A 25,818-nucleotide genomic window follows, 5' to 3' on the forward strand; every position below is an offset into this window, starting at 1 on the left:
AATAATTAAAAAATGAATATGATGCATTTATTAAAAAAATCCGCAAAAGAAAAAATTATACATTTATTTGATTTTCATTTTTCGCAATTTATTACAAAAACAAATGATACTATGATGTTAGTATCAGCTTGTATAAGCTATGAGCACAGGAATGGTCATACCTGTCTACCTATCACATATTTTGAAAAAAATAACTTTTTTTCTAATGTAAATAAAACATTAACAAAAAACATTATAAAAATTTTATCAAAAAAAAATGACTGGATATTAAAAATATCACAACATAAGTCTGTTGGAAATGGTTCTTATCCAACACCATTAGTTTTATTTAAAGAAAAAATATATCTTTATAAAATATGGACATCTGAAGAAAATATTTTAAAACGATTATACGAAAATAATAATAAAAAAATAAGTCATATTAATTGTAATCAAATAATAAATTATTTGTTCCGTAAAAAACAAAACATGCAAACAATAGCAATTGCTCTTGCTTTAATTAATAATATTACTTTCATTATAGGAGGGCCTGGAACTGGAAAAACTACTACTATATTAAAAATTATCTTTGCAATCATAAAAACTACACATGTTGCTATTAAAATTCAATTATCAGCATTCACTGGAAAAGCAGTTATACGTTTAAATAAATTGTTGAGAGATAATTTTTTTAAGAAAAATCTTAATAAAATAGAGCAAAATTACCTTCCATCTACCGCTGTAACCATACATGAATTATTAGGAATTCAAAAAATATCACAAAAAAGCTTTTTCCATAAAAAAAATAAATTAAATCTAGATGTGTTAATTATTGACGAAGCCTCAATGATAAATATTTTTATGATGGAAAACATATTTCTCGCAACCGAAAAAACAACCAAAATTATTTTTATAGGAGATAAAAATCAATTACCTCCAATAGAATCAAGTTGTATTCTACAAGACATTTGTTATTACTCGAATCACGGTTATAGCCCAAAAATGATCGATCATCTTCAAAAAATCACTAATAATAAATTATTACATAAAATTAATACATACAAATCAAGATTTATTAGTGACAAAATATGCGAATTAAAAAAAAATTATCGATTTAGTGAACATTCAGAAATTAATATTTTATCAAACGCAATTTGTGATAAAAATATCAACATTCTTCAACGTGCGTGTAATAATACTTTAAAAAATGTATTTTTTTATGAAATTCATTCTTTTTTAGAATATAATAATATGATTGACAAAATTGTTATTAACAATACTAATTATTGGAAAAAAATACATAAAAAATCTACTTTTCAAGAAATTATTCATACTTTTCAAATGTATCAAGTATTGTGTATAGTACGTGATGGTTGTTTTGGTGTTAACATGATCAACAAAAATATTGAAGAAAAAATGAAATATAATAAAATGATTAAAAATATCAATCAAGACAATACTGAATGGTATATAGGACGTCCAATTATAATCACAAAAAATAATAAATATCTAGATCTATCGAATGGAGATATTGGCATTACCAATTTAAACAATCATGGATTTTTTCAAGTTGCTTTTTTAAAACAAAATAACATAATACAAAATATTCCTATCACTGTTTTAAGTCATTATGAAAGTGCTTGGGCAATGACAGTACATAAAGCACAAGGATCAGAATTTTTTAATGTAGCATTAATATTACCAAATGTTTTGTTGCCTATATTAAATAAAAATATGATATATACTGGTATTACGCGAGCACGTAACATATTAAGTATATTTTCCACTAAAAAAATGTTTTTATCTTCAATTTTAAATGATCAAAAAAAACAAAATAGTTTACTAGATAGATTGAATTCGTTATAAATTAATTTTTAATACATTTAAAAAATATTACTCATAATAATTTTAGAATTTATTTTTTAATTGTACATTTTTCTCTTTTAAGAAAAATATTCACATTAATGGCTATAAATTCTCTTTCCTAAAACCAATTAATACTATATACGGTTAATGAAAAAATTTTTATATTTTCTAGATCAAATTTTTATTTTTTTGAACAAAAAATCGCTTATTTCAGAATGTCTATAATCAGGATGCACAGATAGACATACCATTTAACCGATGTTTCTATTAAAAAAGAATGCAATGCTAAAAACGAAAGAATTAAATTATCAATCTTAACAGTAGTAAATTTATTTTCTTCCATTTCTAATTGCTCTCTGGATTTTCAAACTAAAATTCCGCTAATATTATTAATACTCACCTGTTGAATTTTATCCGCTACTTTTCTAGAAGTTTGTGTTTTAATGTCATCACACAAGAGTAATTCTTTCAATAAAATACTATCGTTAGTTTAACTAATCAAATTACTACAATTAATACTTTTTTACAAAACTGTATTACGCTACTTCAAAAAAAATTGCAAAAGAAATATAATTGCTTTGTTATTCTAATTTAAAAATATTTTTTTTAACATCATTGGAAAATAACTTAGAAATAAATTTATTTTCATTATTTATTATACCTTGATTACTAAAAAAACTAATTATTTTTTCTGCTCGCAATGCAATACTTACTTGAGTTGCAATCTCTTCAAACATCAAACTCAAGCGTTACTCAGTAAAAAATACCATTACTAAAACAATTAAACTATTGATCTATTTTTCAATAAAACATTAATTTCTTTTTATTAATTTTCTAATTTTTCTACTACGGAAGTAATCTATATCATGTTTTATACCCAACAGTTGAGCGACAATAAAATTACTATTAATAATATTAACATTTTTTTCATGTAAGAAATATTTTTACACTCATTGATAAAATATGTCGTAATGTCTAATTGCAATCTATCTGCAGATTATTGCACTTGTTTCAAAGAAATGAATCAGTAATTTTGATATATTTATAATATTTAATTTTGATATTTTTCGTTCAAATTAGAATTAATTTGTGAACAAGAACTATAAACAAACGTTAATTTAATTTCTAATCTATGTAATAATCCTATATCATTAGTAATACCAAAAAATTTCTATATCCTGATTGCTTTTTTTATCAGAATGATCACAAAAAATTTCCCACAATATACATTAATATACGGAATAATATAGCAAAAACCTTAAATAAATTTAGTTATATGTTCGTTCATTATGAAAACTCTTGCATTTTTTATCAACTATATATATTATTTTTGATTTATAAAATATTTATATAATAAAATAAATTTTAAAATACAATATTTTTTAAAATTTTAAGGAAGGATTTTACAAGATAGGGCGAAATATAAATTTTTTATATATTCTAATACTTGACGATTTTGGTTGCGGGAGTTGGATTTGAACCAACGACCTTCGGGTTATGAGCCCGACGAGCTACCAGACTGCTCCATCCCGCGATATACATGACATAATATACCTTTTTTTAAAAAAACACAACTGTATTTCAAACAATTTTCAGAAAAAAAATAAAACCGAAAATTATATAAAAATCAACGTCTATAATAAATATATGCAAATTCGCAAAAATCTAAAAATAATATTATCAGAATTAATTTAATTTTATCATTCTATAAAAGACATATAAATAAATTTTATCATAAAATACATGTTTAAAAAAATCTAAGATAAATAAATTAAAATATCAATTATACTCTAATTAAATACATCAGGTGCATAATATAAAAAATATTGTTACCTATAACATATATTTGAGTCATAATACTTAAATGTTTTTTACAATTAGTTTTATAATACACGCATCGATAATTCAATCTATATAACATATGTCTTTCAATTAATAAAATGATCGTCAATAAATTAAATAATTAAATGTCATATTTTCAATATAATTTTAAAAAAAATTCATATATATAAATATGTAAACAAGTGTGTTTTAAAATAAAATATGCATGCTATAAAAAAACATTTATAATAATTTTTTAAGCAAAAAATATATTTTATATTATAATAAAATTCTAATTGATAATCTTTTTATGCAAATCTATAAAAGTACATTTATAAAAACATCATGAACATATAAACTATTCTTAATAATGTTATTATTAAAAATTTAAATGTATAAAAATGTTAAATATCTGCATCAACTATACAAAAAAATACAAAACGTAAAACAAGTAACATATAAACTACTTTATTGCACTTTAAAATATATAATTTATTTAAAAAACATGTATCTTGACATTTCAAAGAAATAATAAAAATTACATACATCTAAAAAGATAAAATATGAATACAATTCAATCAGGTATTATCACCAACAATGCTTCTATTGCAATTATCATTGCTCGATTCAATGAGTTTATTAATCATAATCTATTATTAGGGGCAACGGATACTCTCGTTAGAATAGGCAAATTAGACAAAAATAATATTTTAAAAATATATGTTCCAGGAACATATGAAATTCCCGTTGTTGCAAATTACATTGCCAAATCAAAAAAATATGATGCAATTATAGCAATCGGTACTGTTATAAAAGGTAGCACAGATCATTTCAAATACATTTCTAGTAATACTATTAGACATCTTTCAGATATTAGTGTAAAAAACATTATTCCTATTACTTTAGGAATATTAATTACAGAAACAATTGAACAAGCTATTGAAAGATGTGGAACAAAAATGGGAAATAAAGGATCTGATGCAGCTTTATCAGCATTAGAAATGATTAATACGGTCAAACAATTAACAAACATGTTAACATTAATTTAGTTAAAAAATCAATTCTACATTTTAAGAAAATCAAAATGACCCATATTTTTTTAAAATTTAGTGTAATTATTTCTATAAAAATTAAAATATTTAAAACAACATTAACGTAGCACATTCAAAAAATAACTTTTAAAATATATTCGGAGAAAAATGTGAACGATGAATTTTTTATGAAACGTGCAATAAAAATTAGCCAATTCAGTGAGTTTACGACAGCCCCGAATCCTAATGTAGGGTGTGTAATAGTAAAAAATAATACTATTGTAGGAGAAGGATGGCATGAACAATATGGAGGAAATCACGCTGAAATTAATGCGTTAAAAATAGCAGGACAACGTGCAAAAGGAGGAACGGCTTATGTAACGCTTGAGCCTTGTAATCATTTTGGAAAAACCCCGCCTTGCTGCTCTGAACTGGTTACATCTGGTATTAAACGTGTTATAATATCAAACATAGATCCTAATCCTAAGGTATCAGGAAAAGGAGTATTTTTCTTAAAACAACAGGGAATTCTTGTCGAAACAGGATTACTATCACAAGAATCAAAAAAAAATAATCAAGGTTTTTTTAAAAGAATGACAACTGGTCTACCATGAATACAACTTAAAATAGCTATGTCAATAGATGGAAAAATAGCAATGAAAAACGGATCAAGTAAATGGATTACTTCAGAATTTGCACGTCAAAATGTACAAAAATTTCGAGCAAGAAGTTCTATTATACTCAGTAGTAGTTCAACTATATTATCAGATAACTCTTTATTAAATGTACGTGATTACGAATTAGATAAAAAAACGTTGTCTATTTTTCCAAAAAAAAAGTTTCAACAACCAATAAGAGTAATTATTGATAGCCAAAATCGTATTACACCAGAACATAAGATTATTCATACTAAAGGAAAAATTTGGTTAATGCGATTAAAATTAGACAAAATATCATGGCCTAGTAATGTACAACAAATTTTAATGAAAGAAAATAATCGTAAAATCGACATTATCTTTGCATTAAAATATTTAGGACGACTAAAAATGAATAATATTTGGGTAGAAGCTGGAAGTCATTTATCTGGATTTCTATTACATAAGAAACTAGTAGATGAAATAATTGTATATATAGCACCTAAAATACTGGGTCATAAAGCAAAACCAATGTGTGTTGTACAAAATGTAGTTTCCTTATTTCAAGCTTTGCAATTTGATTTTAAAAATATTCGTCAAATTGGACCAGACATAAGAATAATATTATCACCTAAAAACAATAACAACGAACATAATTTTAAAGATAGTTAAATCCAATGAAACCACATTCACGAAGAAAAGCTCGTGCATATGCTTTACAAATTTTATATTCTTGGGATATTGCTCATAATAACATTCAGGACAATGCAAAGTATTTTTTACGTGAAAAAAACAATAATAATATTGATATTGTATACTTTTATGATTTAATTTCCGGTGTTACTAAAAATTGCGTAAATATAGATAATTTGATGATTCCATATTTATCACGTTCCTTAAAAGAATTAGGTCACGTTGAAAAATCTATTCTTAGAATTGCGTTTTATGAACTGTACAGAAGACATGACATTCCATATAAAGTATCCATTAACGAAGGCATTGAACTAGCGAAATTATTTGGTGCTGCAGATAGTCATAAATTTATTAACGGTGTTTTAGATAAAGCTGCATTTAAAATCAGATACAACAATGATCAATCAAAATAAAGGATACAAATTTATAATTTTTTTCCTGTTCTTTTAATGTCAAAAATATTTATTTTTTTATTACAAACATCAATAATAATTAGATCAAATATTCTTACGTATTTTTATAAAAAAAATCTAACAATTATGTCACATAATATTAACATCTAATTCGTCGTACAGTAATATATTTAAACTTAAAATAGATATTTTATTCAATTATTTTTTACATTTAAAACATCATAAAAAATGTTCAAAATGCACCATCCGAAAAATTGTTTTGATAAAAAACTATTTACTTAATTGTAAGTATTATAATTGAAAACTTTATGCTAATATAAAAATAATTTTTAAAAAAAATATCATATACTCGATTATAAAAATAGACAAAATAAAATAAATACTTATTTAAAGTAATAACACACTATTTATTAAAATCGCATTTAAATAAAAGAGATCTATATTTTTCTAACTGCATAAATCTAAATACGTTAAATTTTTTATTTATAACACTTTTAATAATGTATCTATATTAAAAAAAATAATTTTTTATATTATTTGTACAATAAATATACAAATGAAGATAATTTATATTATTAAAACACAATATACTTCAATAAAAAATATACTCTTGAAACAATATAAAAAATTAAATAAAACCTATTTTTTGATTAACACAATATATTTTTCTTACTAGTTATTACTGTGTAAGATTGCAAACTAATGATATTCTACTTAACTTATATTAAAAATAAAAAAAATATTAAATAAAACATCATAAATATATTATATTAAAACAATTATATTTATAATATCAATCATTCTATAAAATAGAAAAAACACTAAATAAACGATTAATTAAAATTAATACACAATTTAACATAGATCAATAGATCTAATCATGAATCTTTCGAAATAAAAAAATCGAATATTTTGAAAATTATTATTTATAAATAACTCTTTAAAAAATAAAAGACTTTTGAAAAAAACTAATGAAGGTTTGAAAAAAATCAATTGACGTGAATTCGTTTTACAATGTTATAAAATTTTTAATAATTCTATTTTCATATATAATTCTAAAACATATTGCATAAAAATAAATTTTTACTTTTTTACGTTGTAAAATCATATATTTCAACATATTTTTAATATTTAAATTATTCACTTAAAATTAAAATATTACACCTAAAAACATGTTTAAAAATCTTAAACAATGATACATTTTCTTAAATTGTTATAACATTAACACACAAAAACTATAGAATAATGCATTCAAAATGTGATTACATATCATCTTTTTATTTAAATTAAACAATAATAAGTTCATAAAATTTTTACTTAATAATGGTATACCAACGCCTCATAAATTTTAATAATGAAATATATTTTAAAAATATTTATTTTTTGAAACATAAAATAATTTCTTTATCTATATGTTTTTAATGAAAATTAAAATACATATTTTATATAAAAAAACATGTTTTGTACAATATAAAACATACATGTTAATATAAAAACATCAAATTATTTTTTATGATAATACTTTCTATAATAAATAATCAGTAAGAACCATATAGAAATAAAAAATGCTTCAAATGCAAACATGTTAGAAATTGATAAAAAACTATATAACCATCCACTACACAAACCACCAAAGAATATACCTAAAAATTGACTAGTAGAATAAATACTCATTATGCTACCCTTATAACTATTTTTCGATATATTTTTACTTAAATTAGATGGTAAAAATACTTCAAGCAAGTTAAAAAAAATAAAAAATATTTGTAAAGATAATATTAAGATGACCAAATTACTGTTTGATTTAAAAAATAATAAACTAGAAACAAATAGAAAAAAAATACATATTTCAACAATATTATTCAAGATAGACTGATTCTTGCAATAAAAAATAAAACAAAATAAAACTAAAAAAGAAATTAATATCATGTTTAAATACATCTTCCAATGCTGAAAAAATAATAAACCAGATAATTCAAGTTGATGTGGCACAATAGAAAAATTCATCATTAATAAAAAATGTAGACAAAATATACTTAAATAATATATAAAAAACTGTTTTTGCATAAATAATTTTATATTTTTCTTACAAAGAAAATTAATGTTGTCATTTTTCAGATTATTATTTACAGTAGGAAAAAAATAATAAACAACTATTATACAAATTAAAGATAAAATTGCACATAACCAGAACAATACAAAAAAATTTGAATATTGCACAATCAATGGAGAAGTGACCACAGACAATAAAAAAGATACAGAAAAGCTGATTCCAATTGCAGAAATGGATTTTACACGATGTTCTTCTCGAATTACATCTGATAAAAAAGCCATAGAAACACCAGATATAGCTCCGGAACCCTGTATAAACCGACCACAAATCAATCCCCAAATAGAATTTGTACTAGCAGACATAATATTGCCTAAAAAAACTAAAAATAAACCAAATATAATAACTTTTTTTCGATCAAAATAATCAGATAATAATCCGAAAGGAATTTGAAAAATAACTTGGCTAAGACCATAAATTCCAATTGCTATACCAATTAAAAACGTATTGCTACCATTTAAACAAATACCATATTTACTTAAAATAGGAAAAACTGAAAACACACTAAACATTCTTAATAAAAAAACTGTACATAAACTTAAAGTAACTTGTAATTCCAAAAAATTCATTTTATAATTTTTCATACTACACTCATTCATTAAAAAAATTTATCATCATGTTAAAAAAAACATCATTAGAAAAAATATATATTAATAAAAAAATTGAAACAGACGAAGAAGGATATTTGAAAAATAATCAAGATTGGAACATAACATTAGCAGAAAAAATTGCGAAAAAAGAAAATATCAAATTAAGCACAGATCATTGGAAAATAATTGTTTTTGTAAGACAGTTCTATTTAAAATTTAAAACAACTCCATCTATGCGAATGTTAATTAGCAGTTTAAAAAACAATATTCATAAGAAAAATAGAAATAGTGTTTATTTATTTAACTTATTTCCAAAAGGACCGGCAAAACAAGCTAGTAAAATTGCAGGAATACCCAAACCCGTAAAATGTTTATAAAAATCATTGATAAAAAAATATCAATACTCTAAAAAATATGATCTATTGACATGAAAAAATTAAAACATACAATAACAAAAATAGAATAATAAAATAATTTCTGTGCATAAATATTATTTTTTTTATCTTTACAATTATAGTACGATAAAAACAGCCAATATACGTTAATTGAAAATAATAGAAATAAAAATTTATAACTTAAATAACCAAAAATAGTTAATAATGCACTAGATACTGTAAAACCAAAAACATAATATAAGATATGTTTTTTTGTTAAAAAAATACCATTTATAACAGAAAAAACAGGAATGTTAGCTTTTTTATAATCATTTAACCAAAGAACAGAAATTGAATAAAAATGCGACATTTGCCAAAATATAAAGATTAAGAATAGAAAAATAGAGAATAAATCAATAGAATTTGTAACTGCAGTATAACCAATAACCGATGGTATAGAACCAGAAAAACTACCAATAAATGTTGAACAAGTAGATTTTCTTTTATAATATAAAGTATACAATACTACATATACAAAAAAACCAAAAATAGATAAACACATTGACGTAAAGTTAACAAACACACCTAAAATTATTACCCCTAATAAACCTATAACAACACCAAAATATAAAACTGATAATGGCATGATTACATTTTTCGCTAAAACTCGATTTTTCGTACGATTCATTTTTTTATCTATATCGACATCAATTAAATTATTAAAAACACAACTGGACGCAATAACTAAAGATGTACCTAAAATAGTATTAAAAAATAATAAGAAATCAATTTTAGAATGCGATGCGAACAAAAAACTGCCCATTATCGAAATAATATTACCAATCACAATTCCAGGCTTACAAAGCTCTAAAAAACATCTAAACATTTTTTTTACACAATATGCATATGATGATTTAAATTTTTCATAATCCATATAGACCCAAAAATAATAATAAAAACTATTACTGTTATAAACAAAAGAGTTATTACACTCCATCGTTTGCTTTTAGAAAAATCTAAATGTAAAAAATATATAAAATGTACAAAAATCTGAACAATTGCACATATAGTACTAGTCAAAAAAACAACATTAACAGAAAAAATGTTCCTTGTTACTAATAACATTGGAATTACAGTTAAAATAGTAGATAAAAAAAATCCATAAAAATAAGATTTTATTTTTTTTTCAATATTTTTATTTATATTAATCATATTCTATTCTAAATTGCTCTATTTAAATAAACAAAAGTAAAAATACAAATCCATATAATATCTAAAAAATGCCAAAACAAACTAAAACATAAAATACGAATCTGAATTGTATCAGTTAAACCTAATTTTTTTATTTGATATAAAATAGACAAAATTAAAACTAAACCAAAAAAAATGTGCATACCATGCATACCAACAAGAGCAAAAAAAATAGAAAATAATGCATGTTGACTAGGACTATAATTTTTTTCAATTAATTCGCAAAATTCGTTAATTTCTACTAATAAAAAAACTAAACCTAAAAAAAAGGTCATTAAAAAATAAAAAACCAACATTTTTATTTTTTCTTTCTGCATTGAAACTACAATTAAACCACAAGACAACGAACTTAATAACAAAACAAACGTCTCTAAAAATACTGAAAATAAATTTAAAAAATGCTCGTTTTCTAAAGCGTTATATACATTTTCAGAAATAACAGCATACATAGAAAACAACACTGCAAACATAATGCAATCGCTCATTAAAAATATCCATAAACCAAATAGACGATTGTTTTTTAAAATATTCTTTTGACAAAAATCAATACTATTAGGAATAATATGGTTTTTTACGTTGTTCTTGATCATACCAAACCTGCTTTTTTCATGTTTTTATAATGTTTATTTTCTATTCGTTTTATTTCTGAAATAGGAATAGTATATTCGTTTTCTTCAATAGTACTTTTAATAAAAACAGAAATAAAAATCAAAAATAATGAAAATAAACATAACCAATAAATACGCCATACTGCTGAAAAACTAAATATTAATGAAAAAAAACCAATTATTATTCCTAAACTAGTATTTTTAGGCATATGAATTTCGTGATATTTAACGTTGTTAATTTTACGATGAATATTCTCTCGATGTTGATTTTGTTTTTTATACCAAAAATCATCTCGACTATTAACAACAGGAATGACAGCAAAATTATATAATGGAGCTGGTGATGAAACTGACCATTCTAAAGTCCGGCCATTCCATGGATCGCCCGTTAAATCTAAATTATCGCGACGATATTTTACTGACATAAGTAATTGTATTACTTGACATATTATTCCAATACTAATTAAAATTACACCTATTCCAGAAACACATAGAAAAAAATGAAACTTTTCATCAATATTTTGACTTAAACGACGTGTCATTCCCATTAAACCTAAAAAATACAAAGGGATAAACGCAGTAAAAAATCCCACAATCCAAAACCAAAAAGCGCGTTTTCCCCACAATTCGTTTAAAATAAATCCAAATAATTTCGGAAACCAATAATTAATACCAGCAAAGCAACCAAAAATTACCCCACCAATAATTACGTTATGAAAATGTGCAACTAAAAACAAACTATTATGTAAAATAAAATCAACAGGAGGTACTGATAATAGTACACCAGTCATTCCACCAATAGAGAATGTTACCAAAAATCCTAACGTCCACAACATAGAAGAATGCATATATACACGACCTTGATACATAGTAAACAACCAATTAAATATTTTTACCCCTGTTGGTATAGCAATAATCATGGTTGTAATACCAAAGATTGCATTTACATTTGCTCCAGCACCCATAGTAAAAAAATGATGCAACCATACAATAAAAGATAAAACTGTAATAGATAACGTAGCCCATACTAGCGAATTATATCCAAATAAGCATTTTTTGGAAAATGTAGCAACTATTTCTGAAAAAATCCCAAATGCCGGAAGAATTAAAATATATACTTCAGGATGACCCCAAATCCATATTAAATTAATATATAGCATTGCATTTCCGCCTAAATCGTTAGTAAAAAAATGAAAATCACAATAACGATCTAACGTCAACAAAGCTAAAACAACAGTTAAAACAGGAAAAGAAATAACAATTAAAATATTAGTACAAAGAGCAGTCCAAGTAAAAATTGGCATTTTAAATAAACACATACCTGGTGCTCGCATTTTTAAAATTGTCACTAAAAAATTAATACCTGTAAATGTAGTACCAATGCCAGCAATTTGTAAACTCCATATCCAATAATCTACTCCTACACTTGGGCTCTGTTGAATATTTGATAATGGAGGATAAGACAACCAACCTGTCTGTGCAAACTCACCTATACCTAATGACAAGGTAAGTAAAATTGCACTGCTAGCATTTAACCAAAAACTTAAATTGTTAAGGAAAGGAAAAGCAACATCACGAGACCCAATTTGTAAGGGAACAACTAAATTCATTAAACCAATCACCAAAGGCATAGCTACAAAAAAAATCATTATTACACCATGTGCTGTAAATATCTGATCATAATGATGCGATGGTAAAAAACCACTACTACCTGAAGATGAAATGGCTTGTTGCATCCGCATTAAAATAGCATCAGAAAAACCACGAAATAGCATAATGAATGCAAGAATAATATACATAATAGATATTTTTTTGTGATCCACGGTTGTAAACCATTCTGACCAGATATACTGCCATTTTTTATAATAAGTAACACCTAATATTATGCATATTAAAATAAAAACAATTGCACAACATGTAACCATAATAATTGGCTCATTATACGGAATAACATCCAATGTTAATTTTCCAAACATTGCATTTTTCTCCATTCACTATTTTTAATCAATGTTGCTTAAAATAATTATTTTTATTTATAGAATAATTATTTACAAGACTACGATAAATAATTTGATTAAACAAACACACATTAACATTAGAAAAATATTCTATAGAAAAATTCTCATTTTTAATTAATACTTTATTCAATGCATCTCGCGTATTCAATTCATTAAACGAATTTTGTATATTTTTTATCCATTGACCAAATTCTGTATTTTTTGAAACAGACGTAACTTTAAATTTCATATTAGAAAATCCGGGACCACTATAATTCGACGACATTCCTGTATATTTTCCTGGATAATTAGCGATTAAATTTAATTTTGTTTGCATCCCAGGCATAGCATATATTTGACTTCCAAGAAAGGGTATAAAAAAAGAATTCATTACAGTATCTGAAGTAATGCGAAAAATAACAGGTCTATTTACAGGAAACATAATTTCATTAATTGTAGCAATATGGTAATCTGGATAAATAAACAACCATCTCCAATTTAACGCAACAACATCTATTTTAACAGGATCGTAATAAGAAGAAATAGGTTTTTTAGGTTCTAATTCATGACTATAATACCATGATAAAAACGCTAAACAAGAAATTATTAAAATTGGCATTGTCCATATTGCTATTTCAATTTTATATGAATGAGACCAATTTGGTCTATAAATTTGATTCACATTAGATTGATGATATCTATATGCAAAATATATCGTCATAAAAATTACAGGAACAATAATAAATAGCATCATAACAAAAGATATTAAAATTAAACGATGTTCTTTAGTAGCAATACTCCCATAAGAATGTAACAAAAAATTGTCACAACCATGTAAAGAACATACTATAATCATCAATAAAAACATTTTTACCAAATTTTTGTAGTTAATATATATCATTACTAACCTCAAAAAATATAATATTTATTTTTAAACATATATGTTGTATTTTCTTAAATTTTTTAAATGTTATTTAAATATTATTAAAAATGTATAAAATTTATTTTATATCAACAACGTGACATCAGTAAAAAATAAAAAATTTTATTTTTATATCAAAAACAATAAAAATGTGAAAGAATTGAATTATTTTTAAAAAATTGATAAAATTTAAAATAAAAATACTATTTTAAAAATATATTGTATTAAAATAATTATTTTTTAAAAAACATTTTGAAAATTAAAAAATATAAAATGAGATTAAATAAAACTAATGATCTTAAAAAAGATACACAACAGCTTAAGAATGAACATCAAAACTGATATTTTAAAAATTTATGATCATAGCATATTTCATAATCGTTTGAAAAACAATCTTACACATTTAAAAATCGTTATTGTAAGTGATGATTTTAAAAATCATAGTATCATCAATAGACATCGTATGATATTTAAAATATTAGACCAATATGTCGAAAAAAAAATATATTCCATAACATTGTATACTTACACTTGTTTTGAATGGCAGAACAAAAAAAATGATGCAAAAGATATTTCTTTATGTTTCAAAAAAAATAATATTTTATAAAAAAATGTAAAAAATACATCTAATATTATTTTTTATATACAAGTATTTGAATATATATAATAATCAGATTTAAAGAAAATAAAATATAAAAAAACACTTAATAATTTTCGCAATAAATTTTACGAATTTATACAAAAAATTTTTCGATAAAAATTAATAAACAGCATCTCTATTCCTAATAACGTTCAACATGTATCGCATCTAAAAATACGCTGATAATAGTAATCATTGAGGTCATAAGATGAAATTTTTTATGGAAAAAAATCAAGATGCCAATCACTGTGTTACAATTAACATTCCAAAAACTAAAATCAATAGCATTATTATTAAAAAATTAGTACAAATTGGTAAAAAAATAAATGTTAATGGTTTTAGAAAAGGCAGAGTACCAATTAATATTATCCAAGAAAAATATGGAAGTACCATTTATTATGATGTATTCCAAAAACTAATGCAAAAATTTTTTTATAAATTTACTAAAAAACAAAATATAAAAATTATAGGGAATCCAAAATATCGCATAAATAAAAAACAAAATGATAATACTGATTTTACGTATTCTGTTTTTTATGAAATTTACCCTAATTTTAGTATGAAAAGTTTAAAAGATATAAACGTTGTACAAATTATAACAAAAATTACACATAATGATATTCAAAACATTATCACAAAAAAACAAGAAAAAACAAAAAATTGGATCCAAGTTAACAGATTAATAAAAAATAATGATCGTGTGACAATTAATTACAATCTCTATGAAAAATATAAAAAAATTGAACAGTTTGAATCGAAAAACTTTACATTTATTGTATCTAAAAATATTTTTTTACCCCAATTAGAACAAATAGTTATTAATCGTTTTGTTAATGATATTGTTTTTTTTAAAATTAACTTTCATCAATTTCACCCAGAAACAACACTAAAAAATAAAGATATAACATTTAAAATTAAAATCATAAAAGTCGAAAAAGAACAAGATAACAACGTAGAAAACTTTTTAAAAGATAATATTACTCAATCATGCTATGAAAACGAAACAAATATTCTTGAAAAACATGTTAAAAAAATAACAACACAACATCTAAAAAACCAAATTATACAAAAAATAATACAAAACAATCCTATATTAATACCACCTGTTTTACTTCAAGAAGAGATTCAAGATTTATATAACAAAAAAAAAGAACAATATCATAAAAATCAACACAATGTACTAGAGAAAAAATATCATGAAAACATCTTACTAAAAGCTAAAAACCGATTACATATTCAAATTATTCTTGAAAATATTATTACAAAAAATAATCTCCATCCAGATGAAAATATAATTCAATCTTTAATTAAAAAAATATCTTTAAATTATAAAATACCATCAAAAATTATTAATTTATATAATAAGAATGAGATTCTAAGAAATACAATAAAAGATTTGGCCTTAGAAATACAAGTTATGCATTTCTTGAAAAAAAATATCAATATAAAAAAACAATATTGGAATTTTGATAAATTTATAAATCATAACTGGAAAAATGAAGAAAGATTATTTATATAATGTTATGAAAAACAACCATCTTTTGCATTTTAATCGTTTTAATCTACAAGTTCTTAATTTATAATTAAAATGATCATATAAATTTAAAAAAATATTTTATATTTACATATTTTAAAACGATTGGGAATGAAACATGTTATATAAAAACAACAATCAAACATTTTTAAACTCAACATTTATACCAATGGTAATTGAACAACATTCACGAGGAGAACGTGCATATGACATATATTCAAGATTACTAAAGGAACGGATAATTTTTATAACAGGTGTAATTGAAGACAACATGACTCACAGTATAGTAGCACAACTACTATTTTTAGAATCTGAAAATCCAGAAAAAGATATATTTTTATATATCAATTCACCTGGAGGAATAATTACATCTGGAATGTCTATTTATGATACGATGCAATTTATCAAACCAGATATTAATACTATTTGCATAGGACAGGCATGCTCTATGGCATCATTTTTATTAACATCAGGAAAAAAAGGAAAAAGATATTGTCTCCCTAACGCAAAAATCATGATTCATCAACCGTTAGGCGGAGTTCAAGGTCAAGCATCAGACATTGCTATTCATACAAATGAAATCATGAAAATGAAAAAAAAATTAAATGAATTATTATCTTTTCATACTGGACAATCTGTAAAAAAAATACAAAAAGATACAGAACGTGATTATTTTTTATCAGCAGAAGAATCTATTAAATACGGATTAATTGATTGCATTTTAACTACACGCTAATAGAAAAAGTCAAACACATAAATATTTTATAAAATATTTAAGTTTTAAAACATAAAAGAGAAGTGCAATATGACGGATAAAAATAAAAATGATGCTAAAAAATCACTGTATTGTTCTTTTTGCGGAAAAGATCAAAAAGAAGTACAAAAATTAATAGCAGGTCCAGCAGTATATATATGCGACGAATGTATACGACTATGTAATGAAATTATTGTTGAAGAAACAAAGAAAAATACAACTAAAGAAAAACAAAACAACATAAATCATTTGCCAAAACCACACGAAATAAAACAACATCTTGATAATTACGTTATCGGACACGAACAAACAAAAAAAGTTTTATCTGTAGCAGTATATAATCACTATAAACGTCTTCGTAATATTCTCGAAAATGTAAATAATGTAGAATTAGGAAAAAGTAATATTTTATTAATTGGACCCACTGGTAGCGGAAAAACATTATTAGCTGAAACACTTGCTAAACTATTAAATGTACCATTTGTTATTGCAGATGCAACAACACTTACTGAAGCAGGATATGTAGGTGAAGATGTTGAGAATATTATACAAAAATTATTACAAAAATGTAAGTATAATGTAAAACAGGCAGAACTAGGCATAGTGTACATAGATGAAATAGATAAAATCGCGAGAAAAGCAGATAATCCGTCAATTACTAGAGATGTTTCTGGAGAAGGTGTACAACAAGCTTTATTAAAACTTATAGAAGGAACATTAGCATCTGTTCCTCCACAAGGCGGACGTAAACATCCACAGCAAGAATGTTTTCAAGTCGATACATCGAATATTTTATTTATTTGTGCAGGATCTTTTTCAGGATTATCAAAAATTATTTCTAAACGCATTAACACTAATGTAGGAATAGGATTTAACTCAACAATTAAAACAAAAAAAAATAAAATGTCAAAAAATGCCTTATTAGAAAAAATACAGCCAACCGATTTAATCAAATTTGGACTTATACCAGAATTCATTAGTCGTTTGCCAATTATTACCACATTAAACGAACTTACTGAAGATGCATTAGTAAAAATATTATGTCAACCAAAAAATGCGCTGATCAAACAATACCAAACATTATTTAATCTTGAAAAAGTAGAATTAGAATTTAATACACAATCTATTATTGCCATTGCAAAAAAAGCGATAGATAGAAAAATCGGAGCTAGAGGCTTACGATCTATTATTGAAAATATTTTACTAGATACAATGTACAATCTGCCATCCATGGTTAACATAGAAAAAGTATTTGTTAACGAATTAGTTGTCAATTCGCATTCACTACCAAAAATAATATACGGAAAAAGCAACTCAAAAACAGCATCAGGAAAATAAAATAACAACTGATGATCTAAAAAAAATAAAAGTTTTTTCTCTTTTATTTTATCAAATACTTAACCTTGAATGTCGACCAAAATATCCCGATATATTAAATAATTATAGGTTTAACCGCACAACTTTATTAAATCTTTTAATTTTCAAGTACATAGCGGAAATTTAACTAAAAGAGAGAGCTCTATGAATTCTGAGCGTTCTGAACGCATTAAAATTCCTGTTTTACCATTACGAGATGTAGTTATATATCCTCATATGGTAATTCCATTATTTATAGGACGTAAAAACTCAATTAAATGTATTGAATCCGCCATGAATAATGATAAAAAAATCATGTTAATTGCGCAAAAAGAAGCATCCCAAGATGAACCTACAGTAAACGACCTATTCAAAATAGGAACTATTAGCTCAATTTTACAAATGTTAAAGTTACCAGATGGTACTATGAAAGTACTTGTCGAAGGATTACAACGTGCTTGCATAAAAAATCTAATTGATGATGGACAATATTTTCTTGCAGAAGCAGAATTAATTATGCCAGAAAAAACTTTAAACAAAGAACAAAAAGTATTAGTACGAACGACTGTTCATCAATTTGAATCTTATGTTAAACTCAATAAAAAAATTCCACCAGAAATATTAAATGTTCTTAATAACATTACAAATTCAGAAAAACTTGCAGATACTATTGCTGCTCATATGCCATTAAAATTACATGATAAACAAACAATTTTAGAGTTAAACAATATTAATAAAAGATTGGAATTTTTAATGGCTATTATGGAAACTGAAATTGATTTACTACAAGTAGAAAAAAGAATTAGAAATCGCGTAAAACAACAAATGGAAAAAAGTCAAAGAGAATATTATTTAAATGAACAAATTAAAGCTATACAAAAAGAACTAGGTGATATGGATGAAATTCCTGATGAAAATAAAATTTTACAGAAAAAAATAAAATCTATTAAAATGCCTAAAGAAGCAAGAGAAAAAACCATATCCGAACTACAAAAACTCAAGATGATGTCACCTATGTCTGCAGAAGCAACTGTAGTGCGAAGTTATATTGATTGGATGATACAAGTTCCATGGAACATGCGAACAAGAATAAAAAAAGATATTCGAGAAGCTAAGAAAATACTTGACATCGATCATTTTGGACTTGAAAACGTCAAAGATAGAATATTAGAATATTTAGCAGTTCAAAGTCGCGCAAAAAAAGTCAACGGTCCTATTTTATGTTTAGTTGGACCACCAGGAGTTGGAAAAACGTCACTAGGAAAATCTATTGCAAAATCCACTGGTCGAAAATATGTAAGAATGGCTTTAGGAGGTATAAGAGATGAAGCAGAAATTAGAGGTCACCGTCGAACATATATCGGTTCTATGCCAGGAAAAATAATTCAAAAAATCGCCAAAGCAAAAGTTAAAAATCCTTTATTTTTATTAGATGAAATTGATAAAATGTCTTGTGATATAAGAGTTGATCCTGCTTCGGCTTTATTAGAGGTTTTAGATCCTGAGCAAAACATCAATTTCAATGATCATTACTTAGAGGTAGATTATGATCTTTCAGATGTAATGTTTGTAGCAACATCTAATTCTATGAATATACCATCAGCATTATTAGATCGTATGGAATTAATTCAATTGTCTGGTTATACTGAACATGAAAAATTAAATATAGCAAAAAAATATTTATATCCGAAACAAATTAAAAAAAACGCCTTGAAGAAAAATGAATTAAATATTACTGATTGCGCTATAATTGACATCATTCATTATTATACTCGTGAAGCAGGTGTACGTAATTTAGATCGTGAAATTGCTAAAATATGCCGTAAAATAGTAAAAAAACTACTGTTAAAAAAAAATCTAAAAAAAATTGAAGTAAATAAAAAAAATTTAAAAACATTTTTAGGAATTCGGCGTTTTGATTACGACATTGCCAATAAGGATAAAAAAATTGGCCAAGTAACAGGATTAGCATGGACTGAGGTCGGCGGAGAATTACTTACTATTGAAACAGTATGTGTTACAGGAAAAGGTAAATTAACTTATACTGGCTCTTTAGGTGAAACAATGCAAGAATCTATTCAAACAGCACTAACTGTCGTTCGATCTTATGCCGAAAAATTAGGAATTAAAAAAAATTTTCATGAAAAATATGATATTCATGTTCATGTTCCTGATGGTGCTACACCAAAAGATGGACCAAGCGCTGGAATAGCAATGTGTACAGCTATAGTTTCTTCTTTAACCAAGAATCCTATTCATTCAAATATTGCAATGACGGGAGAAATTACATTACGAGGAACAGTGTTACCTGTAGGAGGGATCAAGGAGAAATTATTAGCTGCGCATCGTGGAAATATAAAAAAAGTATTGATACCATATAAAAATCAAAGATATTTAGAAGAAATACCAAAAAATATTATCGAAGGATTGTTAATATATCCCGTAAAACATATTCAGGAAGTACTAAAATTAGCACTGGATAATACACCATACAAAATCTAAAAATTAAAAAAAATAATTCAATTTATAAGTTGGCTGACAAAAAATCGTCAGCCTTTATGTTTTAAAAATATCTACAATATTTCATGCATGTCTTAAAAATTTAAAAATCTGGGATTTTTCCGCATTATGAAAAAATATTTAAAATCAAAATTAAATAATATTGCAATTAAGTTAATTTTATTAATTATTATTTTATCGTTAATCTTTAGCACAATGAATGCTTATATTGATCATGACCCTGAACAATACATAGCAATTGTTAACGGAGAAAAAATAAAACTTACCACATTACAAAAAATGTATTTTCTTGAACAAGAAAAACAAAAAAAAATTCTAGGTCAACAATTTTTTAAAATTCATGATCCAAAACAATTTTCAGAAGCTACATATAATTACATTTTACGCCAGTTAATAAATAATATTCTCGTGGAACAATATATAAAAAAGATACATTTTAATGTAAGTAATAATCAAATAAAAAATATTTTACTAAATAATACTATGTTTAAACACAAAAACATATTTGATCAAAAAAAATATTTTCACTATCTTCAATCAAAAAATTTAACAAATCATCAGTATATAAATATAATTAAAAAAAAGATACGTATGAAAAATTTTATACGTGCTATTATCGATACCGATTTTGTTTTAGAAACTGAAAAAAATAATATTATCAAATTACTGTCTCAAAAAAGACAAATTAAACAAGCTACTCTAAAAATACAACCAATAATTGCTCAACAAAAAGTTCACAATTTAGAAATAATAAATTATTTTAACCAACATAAACATCAATTTTATATTCCAGAAAAATTCAAAGTTCAATTTTTACAATTAAATCTAAAAAATATAAAAAGTAAATGTACTAAAAAAGAAATTAAAGAATGGTATGAAAAACATGTTATAAAATATTTTACACAAGAAGAACGAAAATACAGTTTTATTCAAACAAAAACTAAAAAAGAAGCATTATTAATAATATCCCAATTATCTAAACATAAAAATTTTTCAAAAATAGCGAAAGAACAATCAATCGATCCTATATCATCTAAAAATGGCGGGAATATTGGATGGATAAAAATTAATGAAATGCCAAGTGAAATAAAAAGAGCACATTTGAATAAAAAAGGTCAAATTTCACAAATTATTCCATTTCATAATAACTTTTTAATAATTAAACTAAATGATATTAAACCTAAGACGCAAAAAAAAATATCTCAAGTATTCAACGTTATAAAAAAAGAAATACAAATTAAAAAATCATTATTTTTATATCACAAATTACAAAAAAAAATTTCCTATTATATTAAAAAATATCCTAATCAATTTGATAAGATTCTTAAAAATATTCACATGTCTGCCAAAGAAACAGATTGGTTTGATAAATATTCTATTCCTCAAGAACTAAACATATTCATTCTAAAAAAAATTATATTTAACAAAGCATGGCTCAATAAACAAAAAAAAATAAAACCATATTCAGAATTTGTTATTTTAAATAGTCACCAGTCATTTTTACTCAATTTAAAAGATTTCCAAAGAAAAAAAATACAAAAAATTAAAAATGTGAAAAATAATATTATAAAAATATTAAAACACTTAAAAGCTATAAAAATTGCAAAACAAAAATTAAAAAATGCATTTTATCAATTAAAAAAAGGTAATATAAATGGATTTAAAAAATTACATCTTAAATTTAGAAATTCCGAAGTTATATCGCGATATGATAATCATCCAATGAAATATATTGTATTTTCTTTACCTCGAACTAAAGATCACAAAAAAAGATATACTGTATATCAAGACAAAAATAAAAATTTTCACATTATATACCTTAAAAAAATTTATCATGATCAATTTTCTTTACAGGAAAAACACATTATTTCAAAGTATTTAGAGAGAAATAATACAGAAATAATTTTGCATGCTTTTTTAACAAATCTACAAAACACAGCAAATATTATTTATAAAACAATAAAAACAGAATAAAATATAATAATTAGATAGGTTATTTGTTTCATAAGTTTATTAATTTATAAATACAAATGACTTTATCTTTTTTTAAATAATCGCAATGTTCTTTTATTGTTTTTGTATAATCTAGATTTAATTGTCATTAATTGAATCTATTAATTCTGATAATACATACTCAATATTGACAACAACTTGAATCTTAACACCTATATAACAACGTACTTGTACTATTTAAAATAATATCTATTGCATTCTAATAATCTGATAAAGACCATATTTCCGATTTATTAAGATGGATTAAAAACACTTTAAAATCAATTTTATAATTTGAATCTAATTGAACAGCATGATTTATTACTTAAATAAATTCATATTTACAGTCCAAGTAAACTGAAAAAATCAATTTCATTTACATCTAAAAAACTATATAAGTTGCGTTATTATACGAAAAAAATTGCAGTTAATATCAAAAATATGATGTTACAACCAGAAAAACAATATATTAGGTAATAAACATTCAAAATATGTTGATTATCAATAGAAATCGATCAATCTATTAATTTACTAATAAACATGTTTTTAAAACGTTGAATATATAAAATAACATGATATTTTATATCTAAATTTTTAGATATAATACGAAAAATTTTAATTTCAGATTAATGTAATTGATCATAATCAAAAGTAATGCGACAAACATTTTGATATCAATTCTTATAATATAAGAAACATATTGTAGCATCTTAATCAATACTAAACGTTAACAGTATTTTTTCAAAATATCTTTACAATTATAATATTTAAAAATATTTTAAAAAACATAAAATATTTAAATTTTCTATAAGTTAGAATTATATTTCTATCTTCACGATCAAAAAAAATCAACAAATTACTTTATAAGTCATACTCTATTACATAAAATTAAACTATTGATCAAAAATAGTTACATGTCAAAAATTAGATAAAATCAATCTAACATATCTTTATAAAAATTTAACTTTTAGGATTTTTTGTGAAATTATTCAATCAATTAAAATGGTTTTTTATACAAGAATGGAAAAGATACTTAGGAGCAATTGTTTTATTAATCATTATTGCTATTTTGCAGTTATTCCCTCCTAAAATAGTCGGTATTTTAATAGATTTAATTATAAAAAAAAACATGCATGGCATATTAATTTTACCATGGATTACCATAATTTTTTTAATAGCTTTTACAGTTTATGTATTACGTTGTTTATGGAGAATACTGTTATTCGGCGCTTCCTATAAATTAGCTACAGAATTACGAGTAAAATTTTATTCTTACGTTAGCCAACAAAGCGAAATATTTTTTTTAAGCAATAGAACAGGAGATCTAATATCCAGAGCAACTAATGATGTTGATCGAATTGTCTTTGCAGCTGGAGAAGGTGTATTAACACTCGTAGACTCTTTAGTTATGGGTATTTCAGTCATAATAGTCATGATAACAAAAATAAATTACTTGTTAACAATAATTTCTTTAGCGCCTATGCCAGTTATGGCTATTTTAATTAAGAAAAATGGAAAAAAATTACACAAAATTTTTTTTCATGCGCAAACAACATTTGCACAATTAAACAATAAAACACAAGAAATACTAACCAATATTCGTATGATTAAAGCATTTGGATTGGAGAAATATCAATTAAAAAAATTTGATTATATCATTCACCAAACAGGTATCAAAAATATGGAAGTCGCAAAAATTGATTCTCAATTCGATCCCATAATTTACTTATCAGTAGCATTTTCTAATTTATTAGCTATTCTTGGAGGGGGATGGTTAGTATGGAATCATCAAATTACTATAGGACAATTAACAAGTTTTATCATGTATCTTGGATTAATGATCTGGCCTATGCTAGCATTAGCATGGATGTTTAATATTGTCGAAAGAGGAAGCGCCGCATGGGACAGAATATCTTCTATTCTTAATCAAGAACTCTACATACAAAATGGAACAAAAAAAACGTCTGATTTATCTGGAATATTAAATATTAATATTAAAAAATTTTTTTATCCAAATAACACTCAACCATCTTTAAAAAATATAAATATCATCATCAAACCAAATACTACTTTAGGTATTTGTGGCGCTACAGGATCAGGAAAAAGTACTATATTGAAATTAATTCAACAACAGTTTAATATTACAAAAGGAAACATTTCTTATAATTATTTAAATTTATCAACATTAGATATCAATGATTGGCGAAGACGTATTGCCGTTGTTAATCAAGCAACATTTTTGTTTTCAGATAGTATAGCTAATAACATCGCTTTAGGAAAACCTCATGCATCCCAACAAGAAATTAAACATGTAGCAAAATTAGCTGACATACACAAAGATATCATAAGATTTCCTAAGGGATATAATACTAAAATAGGAGAAAGAGGAGTAACATTGTCTGGAGGCCAAAAACAACGTATTTCCATTGCGCGTGCATTGTTATTAAACACTGAAATATTAATACTTGATGACGCACTTTCTGCAGTTGATGGGATCACTGAAAATAATATTCTAAAAAATCTGAAAAAATGGAAAAAATCAAAACATACATTAATTATTGCAGCACATCGATTGTCTAATATTGCACAATCTGATGAAATTATAGTTCTTAAAAACGGTTCAATCATTGAACGAGGCAATCATAAAACGCTACTCAAACAAAAAAAATGGTACACATCAATGTATCATTATCAAAAACTAAAAACTGAATTTGAGGAAAAATAAAATAGGT

At 24.0% G+C, this 25,818-nt stretch carries 20 protein-coding genes and 1 tRNA gene; 13 read left to right on the forward strand and 8 right to left on the reverse strand.

Annotation, left to right across the window (positions count from 1 at the left end; translation table 11 throughout):
• Nucleotides 1-18 precede the first annotated feature (18 nt).
• Nucleotides 19-1,845 carry an exodeoxyribonuclease V subunit alpha gene (gene recD, locus ICW73_01450; protein ID QNS02099.1) on the forward strand — a complete coding sequence of 609 codons (1,827 nt, stop codon included), beginning with the start codon at nt 19-21 and terminating at the stop codon, nt 1,843-1,845.
• A 581-nt stretch (nt 1,846-2,426) separates the two neighbouring features.
• On the opposite strand, the gene ICW73_01455 is transcribed toward recD, so the two are convergent.
• Together ICW73_01455 and ICW73_01460 are read right to left on the reverse strand one after the other, a co-directional pair.
• Nucleotides 2,427-2,582, reverse strand: a complete 156-nt coding sequence (locus ICW73_01455; protein ID QNS01647.1) for a hypothetical protein — start codon at nt 2,580-2,582, stop codon at nt 2,427-2,429.
• Between the two features lie 720 nt (nt 2,583-3,302).
• Nucleotides 3,303-3,379: transfer RNA gene (locus ICW73_01460), tRNA-Met, on the reverse strand.
• A gap of 850 nt (nt 3,380-4,229) precedes the next feature.
• On the opposite strand from ICW73_01460, the gene ribE reads away from it, so the two are divergent.
• From ribE to nusB, 4 genes are all read left to right on the forward strand, one after another.
• Complete coding sequence (gene ribE, locus ICW73_01465) at nt 4,230-4,715, forward strand: 6,7-dimethyl-8-ribityllumazine synthase (GenBank protein QNS01648.1); 486 nt, start codon at nt 4,230-4,232, stop codon at nt 4,713-4,715.
• 152 nt (nt 4,716-4,867) lie between these two features.
• Complete coding sequence (gene ribD, locus ICW73_01470; GenBank protein ID QNS01649.1) at nt 4,868-5,311, forward strand: bifunctional diaminohydroxyphosphoribosylaminopyrimidine deaminase/5-amino-6-(5-phosphoribosylamino)uracil reductase RibD; 444 nt, start codon at nt 4,868-4,870, stop codon at nt 5,309-5,311.
• Nucleotides 5,312-5,353: 42 nt separating this feature from the next.
• Nucleotides 5,354-6,004: a bifunctional diaminohydroxyphosphoribosylaminopyrimidine deaminase/5-amino-6-(5-phosphoribosylamino)uracil reductase RibD gene (ribD, locus tag ICW73_01475; GenBank protein ID QNS02100.1), complete on the forward strand. Its 651-nt coding sequence runs from the start codon at nt 5,354-5,356 to the stop codon at nt 6,002-6,004.
• A 5-nt stretch (nt 6,005-6,009) separates the two neighbouring features.
• Nucleotides 6,010-6,438, forward strand: coding sequence for a transcription antitermination factor NusB (gene nusB / locus ICW73_01480; GenBank protein QNS01650.1), 429 nt, complete (start codon nt 6,010-6,012; stop codon nt 6,436-6,438).
• Between the two features lie 1,503 nt (nt 6,439-7,941).
• On the opposite strand, the gene ICW73_01485 is transcribed toward nusB, so the two are convergent.
• Nucleotides 7,942-9,117 (reverse strand): MFS transporter, encoded by a 1,176-nt coding sequence (locus ICW73_01485; GenBank protein QNS02101.1) that lies wholly within the window; start codon nt 9,115-9,117, stop codon nt 7,942-7,944.
• 47 nt (nt 9,118-9,164) lie between these two features.
• On the opposite strand from ICW73_01485, the gene ICW73_01490 reads away from it, so the two are divergent.
• On the forward strand, nt 9,165-9,515 hold the full coding sequence (locus ICW73_01490; protein ID QNS01651.1) for a TusE/DsrC/DsvC family sulfur relay protein: 351 nt from the start codon (nt 9,165-9,167) through the stop codon (nt 9,513-9,515).
• 28 nt (nt 9,516-9,543) lie between these two features.
• On the opposite strand, the gene cyoE is transcribed toward ICW73_01490, so the two are convergent.
• The 5 genes from cyoE to cyoA are packed head-to-tail and all read right to left on the reverse strand — an operon-like array spanning nt 9,544 to nt 14,269.
• Nucleotides 9,544-10,398 carry a protoheme IX farnesyltransferase gene (cyoE, locus tag ICW73_01495; protein QNS02102.1) on the reverse strand — a complete coding sequence of 285 codons (855 nt, stop codon included), beginning with the start codon at nt 10,396-10,398 and terminating at the stop codon, nt 9,544-9,546.
• A gap of 5 nt (nt 10,399-10,403) precedes the next feature.
• A complete protein-coding gene (cyoD, locus tag ICW73_01500) occupies nt 10,404-10,724 on the reverse strand; it encodes a cytochrome o ubiquinol oxidase subunit IV (protein QNS01652.1) in 321 nt (106 codons plus the stop codon).
• Between the two features lie 8 nt (nt 10,725-10,732).
• Nucleotides 10,733-11,353: a cytochrome c oxidase subunit 3 gene (locus tag ICW73_01505; GenBank protein QNS01653.1), complete on the reverse strand. Its 621-nt coding sequence runs from the start codon at nt 11,351-11,353 to the stop codon at nt 10,733-10,735.
• Entirely contained in the window at nt 11,350-13,347 is a 1,998-nt protein-coding gene (cyoB, locus tag ICW73_01510) for a cytochrome o ubiquinol oxidase subunit I (GenBank protein ID QNS02103.1), read from the reverse strand. Before cyoB ends, ICW73_01505 begins: the two co-directional genes overlap by 4 nt.
• 28 nt (nt 13,348-13,375) lie before the next feature.
• Nucleotides 13,376-14,269, reverse strand: coding sequence for a ubiquinol oxidase subunit II (cyoA, locus tag ICW73_01515; GenBank protein QNS01654.1), 894 nt, complete (start codon nt 14,267-14,269; stop codon nt 13,376-13,378).
• Nucleotides 14,270-14,582: 313 nt separating this feature from the next.
• On the opposite strand from cyoA, the gene ICW73_01520 reads away from it, so the two are divergent.
• The 7 genes from ICW73_01520 to ICW73_01550 all read left to right on the forward strand — a co-directional run bounded on the left by ICW73_01520 (nt 14,583) and on the right by ICW73_01550 (nt 25,811).
• Nucleotides 14,583-14,897, forward strand: coding sequence for a BolA/IbaG family iron-sulfur metabolism protein (locus tag ICW73_01520; GenBank protein QNS01655.1), 315 nt, complete (start codon nt 14,583-14,585; stop codon nt 14,895-14,897).
• Between the two features lie 241 nt (nt 14,898-15,138).
• Nucleotides 15,139-16,449: a trigger factor gene (gene tig, locus ICW73_01525; GenBank protein ID QNS01656.1), complete on the forward strand. Its 1,311-nt coding sequence runs from the start codon at nt 15,139-15,141 to the stop codon at nt 16,447-16,449.
• 133 nt (nt 16,450-16,582) lie between these two features.
• Complete coding sequence (gene clpP, locus ICW73_01530; protein QNS01657.1) at nt 16,583-17,200, forward strand: ATP-dependent Clp endopeptidase proteolytic subunit ClpP; 618 nt, start codon at nt 16,583-16,585, stop codon at nt 17,198-17,200.
• Between the two features lie 69 nt (nt 17,201-17,269).
• On the forward strand, nt 17,270-18,556 hold the full coding sequence (clpX, locus tag ICW73_01535) for an ATP-dependent protease ATP-binding subunit ClpX (GenBank protein QNS01658.1): 1,287 nt from the start codon (nt 17,270-17,272) through the stop codon (nt 18,554-18,556).
• Between the two features lie 183 nt (nt 18,557-18,739).
• Nucleotides 18,740-21,076, forward strand: a complete 2,337-nt coding sequence (lon, locus tag ICW73_01540) for an endopeptidase La (GenBank protein ID QNS01659.1) — start codon at nt 18,740-18,742, stop codon at nt 21,074-21,076.
• 126 nt (nt 21,077-21,202) lie between these two features.
• Nucleotides 21,203-23,068, forward strand: coding sequence for a SurA N-terminal domain-containing protein (locus ICW73_01545; GenBank protein QNS01660.1), 1,866 nt, complete (start codon nt 21,203-21,205; stop codon nt 23,066-23,068).
• Nucleotides 23,069-24,065: 997 nt separating this feature from the next.
• Complete coding sequence (locus ICW73_01550) at nt 24,066-25,811, forward strand: SmdA family multidrug ABC transporter permease/ATP-binding protein (protein QNS01661.1); 1,746 nt, start codon at nt 24,066-24,068, stop codon at nt 25,809-25,811.
• Nucleotides 25,812-25,818: the final 7 nt, after the last annotated feature.

The sequence above is a fragment of the Buchnera aphidicola (Pentalonia nigronervosa) genome, assembly GCA_014622685.1.
Lineage (GTDB): Bacteria > Pseudomonadota > Gammaproteobacteria > Enterobacterales > Enterobacteriaceae > Buchnera > Buchnera aphidicola_BD.